The organism is Virgibacillus proomii (genome assembly GCF_900162615.1).
In the GTDB taxonomy this organism is placed as follows: domain Bacteria; phylum Bacillota; class Bacilli; order Bacillales; family Amphibacillaceae; genus Virgibacillus; species Virgibacillus proomii.
Map to the genome: position 1 here is coordinate 776,070 of NZ_FUFN01000009.1, position 12,647 is coordinate 788,716.

9 protein-coding genes are annotated in these 12,647 nt (G+C 36.2%); 2 read left to right on the plus strand and 7 right to left on the minus strand.

The features are described 5' to 3' along the window. Nucleotides 1-209: 209 nt before the first annotated feature. From BN1066_RS06250 to BN1066_RS06285, 7 genes are all read right to left on the minus strand, one after another. Nucleotides 210-1,832 (minus strand): ABC-F family ATP-binding cassette domain-containing protein, encoded by a 1,623-nt coding sequence (locus BN1066_RS06250; protein WP_077318588.1) that lies wholly within the window; start codon nt 1,830-1,832, stop codon nt 210-212. Nucleotides 1,833-1,953: 121 nt separating this feature from the next. Further along, nucleotides 1,954-2,556, minus strand: a complete 603-nt coding sequence (locus BN1066_RS06255) for a response regulator transcription factor (RefSeq protein ID WP_077318589.1) — start codon at nt 2,554-2,556, stop codon at nt 1,954-1,956. Then, nucleotides 2,549-3,685 carry a sensor histidine kinase gene (locus tag BN1066_RS06260; RefSeq protein WP_077318590.1) on the minus strand — a complete coding sequence of 379 codons (1,137 nt, stop codon included), beginning with the start codon at nt 3,683-3,685 and terminating at the stop codon, nt 2,549-2,551. The genes BN1066_RS06255 and BN1066_RS06260 overlap by 8 nt, the downstream gene beginning before the upstream one ends. Before the next feature lie 5 nt (nt 3,686-3,690). Then, nucleotides 3,691-4,434, minus strand: coding sequence for an ABC transporter permease (locus BN1066_RS06265; protein WP_077318591.1), 744 nt, complete (start codon nt 4,432-4,434; stop codon nt 3,691-3,693). Then, nucleotides 4,427-5,329, minus strand: a complete 903-nt coding sequence (locus BN1066_RS06270; protein WP_077318592.1) for an ABC transporter ATP-binding protein — start codon at nt 5,327-5,329, stop codon at nt 4,427-4,429. The genes BN1066_RS06265 and BN1066_RS06270 overlap by 8 nt, the downstream gene beginning before the upstream one ends. 1,164 nt (nt 5,330-6,493) lie before the next feature. After that, a complete protein-coding gene (locus BN1066_RS06280) occupies nt 6,494-7,354 on the minus strand; it encodes a 3D domain-containing protein (protein ID WP_077318594.1) in 861 nt (286 codons plus the stop codon). Nucleotides 7,355-8,099: 745 nt separating this feature from the next. After that, nucleotides 8,100-9,026 (minus strand): DUF1002 domain-containing protein, encoded by a 927-nt coding sequence (locus tag BN1066_RS06285; protein WP_077318595.1) that lies wholly within the window; start codon nt 9,024-9,026, stop codon nt 8,100-8,102. A gap of 629 nt (nt 9,027-9,655) precedes the next feature. On the opposite strand from BN1066_RS06285, the gene BN1066_RS06290 reads away from it, so the two are divergent. Continuing rightward, nucleotides 9,656-10,858 carry an MFS transporter gene (locus BN1066_RS06290; RefSeq protein ID WP_077318596.1) on the plus strand — a complete coding sequence of 401 codons (1,203 nt, stop codon included), beginning with the start codon at nt 9,656-9,658 and terminating at the stop codon, nt 10,856-10,858. Between the two features lie 253 nt (nt 10,859-11,111). Continuing rightward, nucleotides 11,112-12,479: an MATE family efflux transporter gene (locus BN1066_RS06295; RefSeq protein ID WP_077318597.1), complete on the plus strand. Its 1,368-nt coding sequence runs from the start codon at nt 11,112-11,114 to the stop codon at nt 12,477-12,479. Nucleotides 12,480-12,647 lie beyond the last annotated feature (168 nt).

The window sequence follows — 12,647 nt, forward strand, 5'->3', positions numbered from 1 at the left end:
AAAAGCATGTGCTCTTATTCAGTACAGACAAGTGCTAAAAACTCAACCGATGAGGCTGTAAGAGTAGAGCGGCCTCTAGAGTCTGGCTCTGGAGAATGGATATTGATAAAAGTCATACAAAAATTATCCACGATGTAAAAATAGGGTATAGCTCGCTAAACAAGAAAAGAGCACTGGATTTTTTTCCGAGTGCTCTTTGTTTATTATCATTAACCGGAATACATAGCAGCTACTTTAGTTTGTAATTCTTTATCCTGTACGTATTCATCATAGCTCATTTCTTTATCAATCATGCCATTTGGTGTAATTTCAATTAGCCGATTGGCAATACTTTGAATGAATTGATGATCATGAGATGTAAATAAAATCGAGCCTTTAAATTTAATAAGCCCATTATTTAAAGCAGTAATCGATTCTAAATCAAGGTGGTTTGTCGGTTCATCTAATAATAGAACATTGGCATTGCTCAACATCATCTTAGCAAGCATGCAACGAACTTTTTCTCCTCCTGATAAAACATTTGCTTTTTTTAATGCCTCCTCACCAGAGAAAAGCATTCTTCCTAGAAACCCACGTAAAAAGGTTTCTGTTTCATCTTCTGGGGAGTACTGCCGGAGCCAATCAACTAAAGAAAGTTCACTATTTCCAAAATAGGAACTATTGTCTTTTGGGAAATAAGATTGAGATGTAGTTACACCCCATTTATACATGCCGGAATCAGGCTCCATTTCACCCATAAGAATTTTAAATAACGTCGTTTTTGCAATATCGTTTTTACCTAGAAGGGCAATTTTATCATCTTTATTCATTGTAAAGCTAATATTATCAAGCACTTTTACACCATTAATCGTTTTTGTTAAACCATCAACACGGAGAAGATCATTACCAATTTCCCTTCCCGGGGAAAAGGCAATATATGGATACTTTCTCGACGAAGGCTTAATGTCGTCTAAGGTAATGTTTTCTAATAATTTTTTTCGTGATGTTGCTTGTCGCGATTTTGAAGCATTAGCACTGAAGCGAGCAATAAATGATTGTAATTCTTTGATTTTTTCTTCTTTCTTTTTGTTCGCCTCTTGTGCCATTTTAGTGGCTAGCTGACTGGACTCATACCAAAAATCATAATTTCCGATATAAATTTCAATTTTTCCATAGTCAACATCAGCGATATGGGTACATACTTTATTTAAGAAATGGCGGTCATGAGATACAACAATAACCGTATTTTCAAAGTTAATTAAAAATTCTTCTAACCATTGAATTGCTTGAATATCCAAACCATTAGTAGGCTCATCCAATAACAAAATGTCCGGGTTACCAAATAAAGCTTGGGCAAGTAACACTTTGACTTTTTCATCTGCAGTTAGGTCAGCCATCTTTTTATCATGTAAGGACTCACTAATTCCCAAACCTTTTAAAAGAATAGCTGCATCTGATTCTGCTTCCCATCCATTCATTTCAGCAAATTCCGCTTCCAATTCGGCTGCACGCATACCATCTTCTTCAGAAAAATCGCCTTTCATATAGATAGCATCTTTTTCTTGTTTTACAGCATAGAGTTTTTCATGCCCCATTAAAACAGTATCTAATACATGATCATCTTCATAAGCAAAATGATCCTGTTTTAAAACAGCAAGCCGTTCACCTGGGGAAAGTGAGACGTGACCGGTCTGAGGCTCAATTTCCCCAGATAAAATCTTCAAAAAGGTTGACTTTCCAGCTCCATTTGCACCAATTAATCCATAACAGTTACCGGGAGTAAATTTTAAGTTTACATCCTCAAATAACTTTTTATCACCATATCGTAAACTAACATTAGATACATTTATCATGCGGGTAAATTTCCTCCAATAAAATAAAAGTAATCAAAGTTAGCTTACGTTATTTACAAGGTTTCGTCAATATTTGCTGTATACAATGAATGATGTAAGCAGCTATATTACGTGTACAACATCATATCCATCCCTTACTTCTAGCAATTTCAATCGCTTCCAAACGGTTTTTTGCCTCTAGTTTTTGTATGATTTCCGATACATAGTTACGAACCGTACCATAAGATAAATATAAGGTAGTTGTTAATTCCTTTGTCGTCATACCAGTAGCGATCAACTTCAAAATTTGTTGTTCTCGTTCATTTAGTGGATTTTTTTCCCGTATGAAATCGACCATTAATTCTTGACTATATACTTGCTCCCCATCAACAACCTTACGAATGGCTGTTGTTAACTCTTCAATGGAACGATCTTTTAATAAGTATCCATCTACTCTAGCTTTCATTGCTTTTTCAAAATAACCCGGCTTAGCAAACGTTGTTAATACAATAATCCGTGGTCGTTGATCCATCTCGTTTACAAGCTTAGCTACCTCAAGCCCGCTTTTGCCAGGCATTTCAATATCTAATAGACAAACATCCGGTTGCTTTTCTTCGATTAGTTTTATTACCTCGTCACCACTAGTAGCCTGACCCACAACCTCCATATCAGCTTCTAAATCTAATAATGATCCTAAAGCACCTAATAACATTTTTTGATCTTCTGCTAAGACAATTTTATACATGAAGCTTCCCTCCTCCCTCCGGTCTTTTTACTTTTGGCACCGTCATTTCCAAAGTAGTACCGCCGTTTGTGACCAGAGACAGGGTACCACCTAATAAGGCAAGCCTTTCTTTTATTCCTTGTAAACCATATCCCTCCACACCTTGTGTAGACATGCCAACGCCATTATCCTTTACGTACAAAAAAATCATCCTGTCGTTTTCTTTAAGCTCAAGCCAGCATTTACTTGCTTGACTATGCTTAACAATATTTGTTACTGCTTCTTTTAAACAAAGACTAAGCATATGTTCAGTAACTGCTGAATAAAATCTGATATCTTCGTGAAACTGGATATGTACATCCATATTGGCTGTATCTAATAGTTGCTCCACTTGGGTCAATTCTTCCTTTAGTGTTTGTGCCTTCATATCGGTTACTAATTCCCGTACTTGGTCCAAAGCTGCTCTTGACGTCGTTTCTATTTCCTTCACTTCCATCTTAGCCCGCTGTGCATCCTTGGTTATTAAGCGTTCGACTAATTGGCTTTTCAACGTAATCAGCGATAATGTATGACCAAGTGTATCATGAAGATCTTGCGCAATCCTTGTCCGCTCTTCCCGTTTGATAAGCTCTTCTATTTTAGCATTCGCTTCATCCAATTCTTTTTCTAACTGCATATTCTTATTTATAGAGCGGATTCCAAATGGAGAGGCTAAAATGACTATCATAAATGGAATAATATTGATAACATAAACATGTTCCATCATAATCAAATGATACATAATTGGTAGCAGCAATGTTATAAATAATGCTGACCAACCAATCCAAAAATTCCTTTTATTCCCATACCAGCCAATAAAACTCGCTGTGAAAAAGCCAAGAAATAGAAAGTTGTAATCGTAAACAATGCTTTGAACACAAATAATTCCCATTTGCACTCCAAGCCAACAGGAAAACATCCGCGTACCTTCTTTATGAAACAGCTGATGATAGCTAATTAGAAATAGAAGTAAAAGCAAGTAGCCAAATACTTGCTTCATTCCTTCTACCTCTAACAATAAAACTGCTGGCATAATTAAATATATGAGAAACACATATGGAAAAAAGCCATATTTTTTAGGAAATAGTTCCCTTCTTACTTGTTTTGTCATTGAAATTACACCACTTCTTGTTTTCGTCTAATATAGATCGATAATATCATAAATAGAACCGTGTAAGCGACAAGCAATAGTACATTTTGCCATTCTGGCCAATTTCCCCGAATTATTTCCCACGGACCATTTGCATAATGATAGGAAGGCAACCACTTGGCGACATCTTGTAAAAATGAAGGCATGACATTTAATGGCATCCACATGCCTCCGAGTAAAGCCATTCCTAAATACAAAATATTGCTTACACCACTAGCTGTCTCTACTTTTTTCATCGTACCGACAAGCGTTCCTAATGCCAAGAATACAGCAGAACCAAGTAAGACCCATAATCCGCTCGACACCCATTCTACAGCACGAAGCGATACATCATGAATCAACACTCCGGCTAAGAAAATTACTGCAATGGAAAATATATGAATGACACTTTGACCAAGCATTTGACTAATTAAATAGACAGACTCAGGAAGTGGCATCACTTTTAAAAATTTAGTAAACCCTTGTTGCTTATCTTGTACCATACGAATTCCGAGTGTCATTAAGCTAGAACCCATCACACTAAAAGTAGCCATCGACATTAAGTAATGCGCAGCCCATAATGCTTGATCCTCAGTACTTTCATTAAATGTAAATACTTTCGTAAAAATAAAGTAAAAACAAACTGGGACAAATAGTGACCAAAAAACATAATACGGATTACGAATTGCTCGTTTTATCTCAGCACTACATTGATACATGAATTTATCCATCCGCATGACTCCTTTGTACTAATGATTTAAACACATCATCCATACTCCCTTTGTCAATTTGCAGATCATATGCATCCGGAATATGCTGAATAATATAGGAAACTAAAGCGTCTGTATCCTTCGTTTCTAAACAGATTCGCTGATCCCGCTCCTCCACGCTTAATATGTCCGGGATGTCAAGCTTTGCTTTTTCTAGTTTCCTGTGAATACGAAACGATACATATTGCTTTAAAAGCGTTTGCTTAATATCTGCAGCAATGCCATCAGCAATTTTTCGTCCTCGATCAAGTAAAATTATACGATTAGCAGCATTATCTGCTTCTTGTAAATAATGTGTTGAGAATAGAATGCTTTTCCCTTGATCCGCTAGAAAATGAATTGTTTCCCAAAACTTTGCTCTGGAAGTGGTATCCATTCCAGTTGTTGGTTCATCTAAAATAATAAAATCTGGATTTCCCGCTAAACAAACAGCAAAGTTTACCCTCCTTCTCTGGCCTCCGGAAAGTTTTTCTACTTTTGTTTTTAAATCGGCTTTCGATAATCCTGTTAACGTAATCATCTCCGTAAGCGCCAAAGGTTGCGGATAATACGTACGAAATAATTGCAACAATTCATTAGCGGTCAACCCATCCATCATTCTAACTTCCTGCATCATAACACCTAATCGTTCGCGAACACGTATATTCCTTGGATCTTGACCAAATATATGCACACTCCCTTTCGTTGGTTTTAACAGTCCTAAAATCAGTGAAATAGCTGTTGTTTTGCCAGCACCATTTGGTCCAAGAATTGCAATTACTTCCCCTTGCCTAACGGAAAAAGATACATCACATAATGCTTGGGTTTGCTTAAAAGTTTTACTCAATTGATCTGTCTGAACAATCATGTCATCCATAGAATACCTCCTTGCTATAAGGATAGCTAACTAGGAAAACGAATTGCAGTAGCTTCTGTCACTACTCTAAATTGACAAATGTCATATATCTTCTAATTAAGGAAAACATCACCATTTAAACAGGTTGAAAAAATCAATCTGTAGAGACATGCTATAAAGTGAAACTTCATTCAAGGAGTGCTTTTCTCCTTGAATGTTAGTTAAACAAATCGGGGATTTAGGAACCGTTTTTCTCATCTTGTTCGCAACATCATTAGCTAATTTTAAAATGAGAAAAATACGGATCCTTACATCCGGGATAAAGTGAAACTTCATTTTATGGAATATTTCCCCAATAAATGTTAGTACCTTAAAGGTATGACCTAAAGGCCCTTGAACGAATCGGGCATTTAGGTGCCGTTTCTCCTATTTAGACCCTTTGTATCAACCAGGTCTTGATGTGGAGGCTTACGGCACCTTACATGCGGGATAAAATTCGTTGTCTTTAAATTTTAGAATTGAAGAAAATGTTAAAAGTTTTTTTCTGTTTTTCCATATTGGTAGTTTTATTTTTTTAATAAATGGGAACAAATTAAGTGTAGCAGTTATGTAGAAACAACTTTATAATAAGTTGGGGCGTTAATAATCTCCAAACCAATTGGAATTCGTGCATCAAATTTGGTTAGTTTTTAAATTAAAGGTAAAGGTTGTAAAATCGTAGTTCTTCTAGAACCGGCAATTATGTGCTCCGTTTGCTCACAGCAGGGGCGCTTAAGCTAGACAAAGCTACTTTTAGAAAAACTTGGCTTGTCGCCAAGTCTTTCTGGCGAAAGCTATCGTTTTCTTATACGATAAAGTGAAACTTCATTCAGTAGGAATTTTCTTCCCTCTCCTACTGAATGTTAGTACAGCAAGGGTATGACCTTAAGGCCCTGAACCAATCGGGCATTTAGGTGCCATTTTCTCACACTTTGACTCTTTTGTATCAATTTAGGACTTGAAGTGGGAAACTTACGGCACCTTACATGCGGGATAAAGCCTAAAGTTTTATACTTTCCTATAGTGTTTAAAAAAGTTATCCAACGTATAGAACAGATATAATTCTTAAAAACAATAACAAAATCGAGTGAGATAAGTATCCCACTCAATGGATTACAGGAAATGTATGAAATGATATAAATTTTCTTATTCTACAATAGTTACGTTAACTGTTCTTACACCCCAATTGGTTGCTTCACCTTTTGTTGGGACAAATAAGTCAATTTTATTACCTTTGATTGCACCACCAGTATCAGCAGCTGTTGCATAGCCATACCCTTCAACATAAACTTTTGAACCTAGTGGAATAACACTTGGATCAACAGCAATTACTTTTGCATCTGGATTTTCCTTTAAGTTTACACCTGTAGCCGTAATACCCGAGCAGCCGTCACAGCTTGCCGTATAAGCAGTTGCTGTTACAGAAAATGTTTTACCTGCAGGTTTTTCCTGTTTTTCTTGCGCGGGTGCTTGATTACTTGCAGGAGCTTTTGGAGCTGCTGCTGTTGCTTTAGCCTCTGGAGCTTTTGGAGCCGCTGCTTTAGGTTCTGGAGTTGTCTCCTGCTTATCCACTGTTTGCTCCGTTTGTTTTTTCGGTTGTGGTGCTGCCTGTTCTACATTTGTTGCTGGCTTATTTTGGGAAACAGTAACTCCTTCTAAAGTTAATTCTTGCCCAATTACAATAAGATCTGAGCCTAGGTTATTCCAATTTTTTAGATCTTCTACAGATACATTGTATTTTTGAGAAATAGCAAACAATGTATCTCCTTTTTGGACTTTATATTTCATTTTTGCTTGTTTATTTATTAGTAATGTTTGTTTCGGATAAATTACTGTAGATTTCAAATCATTTATTTCAACTAAGTTTTCTACTGTCGTATTGTGTTCGTTAGCAATATTCCAAAGGTTATCTCCTGCTTTTACATCATACTCATCTGCTGATACTGTAGTAGCAGCAGTGCCAGCGATAATCATACCAGTCGCGAATGAAGCCATAATCTTTTTCATTCGTTTTCCCTCCTTAAATATCTGACATAGCCTATCCTAACACAGCAATTCAGGTAGTGCAGTTACAGAATGTTTAAAACTCCATTACAAGAATTACCAAAACCAATGAATTATATTACATTTGTAATGTGTTTGAGACAAAAGGACTACCAATCTTTCATTTTGACTTACTATAGTCATAGAGTCACTTATCCTGTAATATCGCATCCTCTATTCCGGAAAAAACGAACACCAAAAATTTGTCTCCTTTCGTTTAGAATGAAAGCTGACATAAACTAACTTATCACGTAACGCGCAGAAGACAGGTCGTCGATATCCTCATCACTTTTTACACCTTTAAAACGTCTAAAGTGAAATTTCGTTAGTGGGGTTGTTCCTTCATACGAATCAAGCATTCTAGTTCATATTCGGCATAACTATCGAACTGGGAATCTTTCAGCACCTTAGACAGTATAAAATGATTACGACGCCAACACCAATTGTATGGGATACATACTTTTATACCTTTTTTCCTTCCAAATAATTTTTGACCGCACTAATTTTTCATTAGCTGTAAATTTAGCCATTAGAAAAACTTGGCTTGTCGCCAAGTCTGCGAAAGTTATCGTTTTTCTTATACGCAATAAGCCATAAAGTTTTATACTTTCCTATAGTAAAAAAACTGCACCACCACATGTTGTTTGAAAGTTCAACATTTCGGGTGCAGTTCCATGAAGGATATGTTTATTGTCTGTTCTATTAAATATCAGCTAAACAGCCCTTTAAAAAAGTTGGCAATTGCTTGGAAAAGCTCACTGAAGAAGTTAGCTACTTTTTCCCAAAACCCTTCATCTAAACCAAGTTCTTCAGCTTTATCCTTGATTGCTGTCGAGATATCATCTAATTGACTTTTCACTTGGTCAAAATTTATATTTAAATCGCGCATTTTATCAATTAAATTAATTAGCATTTGTCGATCTGCTTCACTTAAAGATATTTCCAGCTTATCCAGTTGCTCTTGAACAATCCGTTCTACATCTTCTTTCGTAGCTGGGTTCTGTTCGGCAATCGTCTTTTTGATCTCCGTAAGCAGTTGACTAGCCTTTTCTTCTCCAACACCTTTTTTTCCAGCTAGTTGTGTTGCTACTCCCAGTTCTTCATTAGCAAGCTCCATCCGCTCTTTATCAAGCTCTTGCCCGTCTACATCATACGCTTTATAAATCCCCGTTAATGCAGAATGACCACTAACTTTTACAGGAGAAGCCACATCAACCGTTGCATTTTCGACACCAGCTGTAAGCAACGCATTTGCGTACATTTCTTTCGTGACCTCTGTAATATTTTCTGGAGTTACAATATTAATAGTTAGTCCATTTCCTTCTTCTTGAAGCGCTATTTTAGCACTTGAATACATATTTGAATTTGGGTTTCCATTAATATACTTGGCTGCATCTTTTCCAGATACATCATATTCGTCAACAGCATCTCCATCTTTTACATTTAACAATTCACGAACTTTAGCACGCTGATCACTCGTTAATTGAGCCCCATAAACAACAATTGGCTGTCCCAACTTTTCATTAATACTATCTGAATTACTAGCTCCACTATCAGCATGAACAGACAAGCTTGTCCCTATTACCAGTAAAGCAATTAACATGATTAGTAGAAATTTACTTCCTTTTCTTATCATCCTTTATTTCTCCTTTATCAGTTCTTGCTTTATTTTATGCTTTCTTCAAGCTAAATATCATTATACCTCTTTTTTTTATGTATGAATACATTTTTGAAAAAAATTACAACCTGGGATGTATTTTACTGCTAATGTATGCAACAGCACTAAAGTGCATATCAAATACAAGAACCAGGAAGTTCAGCTGTTAGCGATAAGCAGAATAGACACTATTAGAGACCAAAGCAAGCCGTCTGAGTTTGATGTTTAACCGATCTTTGAACAGCCCCTTACTGTTCATCATATATATTGCTTTATATGAAAACATGCCCATTGGAACATAAAATTATTTTTAGAAAGCTGTAATTTTTCTTATACTATAAAGCCAGTTTTATATTTTCCTATAGTGTAAAAAAACTCATCAATACCTATGAGAAGAATCAATAGAACATTTTCGTTGTATTCTTTAAAAGATTAACGTGTCTTTGTTGTTAAAATCGACAATGACGCTTTCAATATTTCGTGCTAAGCAGATAACTTTCCTTTGCTTCATAAATGCGATAATATTTAGGGTGACGAAATATCTTATCAGAAAGAAGGGTATTGCCATTATTGACGATTATCCGATCGTGAAGAGAAACTTAGCAATCATGTGGTTTGCTAACTTTTTTATTTCTGGAAGTATGACAATGGTACTTCCATTTATTTCTTTGTACATTGAATCTATGGGTAATTTCTCGGACTCATATGTACAAAATTGGTCAGGTTGGATTTTTGCTATTACCTTTGTTACCGCATTTATTTTTTCACCTATTTGGGGAAGAATCGGTGACAAGTACGGACGGAAGAACATTCTTATATTTTCTGCAATTGGAATTGGCTTGTCCATTTTCCTAATGGGCTTTGCCACTACGGTTTGGCAATTATTTTTTCTCCGCTTCATTATGGGGATTGCAACCGGGTTTATCCCTATGTCACAAGCTTTTATCTCAACACAAACACCAAAAAATATCGCTGGAAGAGTACTTGGTACACTACAGACAGGGAGTATTACGGGGGCGTTAATGGGACCTTTATTAGGAGGAACGCTTGCTGATACATTTGGCTTTGCTAGTACATTCAAATGGGTATCCGTTACGATTTTTCTTTCTGCTCTAATCGTTCTCTTTGGCGTTAAAGAAATAAGACTACATGTTGATGATGAAAAGGAAAACAAACTATATACAAGTAAGCAAGTTATCCACCATATTGTAGCTAATCCAATTTTATTAGCAGTTTTGCTAATGTCAACATTAGTTCAGATCGCTCACTTTAGCATTCAACCAATATTATCTTTATTTGTTGCTGATATTCACGGACCAGTAAATGTTGCCTTTTTCTCCGGTGTAGCTTTCTCCGCAGCGGGTCTTGGTAACTTACTCATGTCTAGAAGGCTTGGAAGACTTGGTGATAAAGTTGGCTACATTAAAGTGATGACTACACTACTATTCATGGCAGGGATTGTATACCTTCCGGGCGCTTTAGTTACAAATATTTGGCAGCTTGTCATCTTACGCTTCTTGTTGGGAATTTCAATTGGCGGTATTATTCCGGTTCGAATTGCCTACATCCGGCAAACAGCACCACTTTCTATGCAAGGTGAAGTGTTAGGATATAACACAAGCTTACGCTTCCTTGGAAATATTATTGGACCTGTATTAGGTGGAGCAATAGCAGGTTTTTTCGGGTTTTCAGCAGTATTTGTTGTTACAGGTGTATTGCTCTTAACAGGTGGTATTACCATGCTCGTTTGTTGGTATAAGTACGAATACAATCATTCCCATTCCCGCTCATTATCTACACGGAAAAGTTAAACCGAGGACATTTTTGTTCTCGGTTTAACTTATTCATATAGATTCTTATCAAATGTAGCGATCATTTTTTATGGCGAAAGCTATCGTTTTCTTATACTATAAACCATAAAGTTTTATGCTTTCCTATAGTACAAGAGAATCGGATAAAAAACGATTAAAGATGACAATAATTTTACCGTTTTCAAAATAAGCTTTCCATTTTTAGCAAATAAAGATAAACTAGCTTTACATTTGCTTGGAAAGTTGGGATGATATGTCCTCTAACAAACTAAGAAAAATTACATTGTTTAGCTTAACATGGCCAATATTCATTGAAATACTGCTTCATATGTTAATGGGTAATGCAGATACGTTAATGCTTAGCCAATATTCCGATAATGCAGTAGCTGCTGTTGGGGTATCTAACCAAGTTCTCTCTGTAGTCATTGTTATGTTTGGATTTGTAGCTCAAGGTGCAGCTATATTAATCGCTCAGCATCTTGGAGCAAATAACCGTAAGCAAGCTAGGGAAATAACAGTAACTGCTATTAGCTTAAATTTATTATTCGCTATCGTACTAAGTACTGCTCTGTTTCTAGGAACAAAGGAAATCCTTCAGTTAATCGATCTGCCATTAGAAATTATGGATGAAGCCTCTAGCTATATGAAAATTGTTGGCGGTCTTATCTTTATACAAGCATTAATCATGACAGTAGGAGCTATTTTACGTAGCTACGGATTCACCAAAGATACGATGTCTGTAACAATCGGGATGAATATTTTAAATGTGATTGGTAACTACATTGTTATCTTTGGACCATTTGGATTTCCTGTTTTAGGAGTTGAAGGGGTAGCATACTCCACAGCTATAAGCCGCTTCATCGGATTTCTATTTATTTTCTATTTATTACTAAAGCGCAGTCAAGAAAAAATGGATTTCTCTAATTTTTTCCGGTACCAAAAACAACATATTAAACCATTGCTGCAAATTGGGATTCCCTCAGCAGGTGAGCAATTATCTTATAACGCCAGTCAAATGATGATCACATACTTTGTTGCTCAATTGGGAACACTGGCAATAACGACAAAAGTATATGCACAAAATTTAATGATGTTCATCTTTTTGTTTTCGATTGCGATTGGACAAGGAACACAAATTTTAATTGGACATATGATCGGTGCTGGAAAAATGGAAGAAGCTTATCAACGAGCAATAAAAAGCTTGAAGATCTCTATCGTTATTTCCTTAAGCATTGCCACTATTGCTTATTTGTTTTCTGATTCGTTATTGGGCATTTTTACCAATAACCCTTCGATTATAGAAACAGGTGGTGCATTATTATTAATGACCATCATCCTTGAGCCTGGACGCGCGATAAATATTGTTATGATTAGTTCCCTGCGTGCTGCTGGTGATGTGAAATTTCCAGCATATATTGGCATTGCTGTAATGTGGGGAATTGGGGTTACCATTGCTTGGTTTTTCAGTATCTATTTACATCTCGGGCTTATAGGTATTTGGATTTCCTTTATTGCCGATGAATGGTTACGGGGTATGTTCATGTTACGACGTTGGAAGAAGCGGAATTGGGTATCGATGAGCTTTGTAGATAGTGAGGAGAATAAACCTAGTACGTTTTAGAAGATTGATTTCTTAGTGAATATATGCTACAACTAACAAAGCCCCTTATGATGTGTTCAAAAAAGAAATGTAAATTTGGACGACACAGTTTTAATAAAGCGCCGCAGAAATTCGACGTGTCATTTTTATGCGAATTTTGAACATCCTATCCTATTAAAAGTTCAAAAG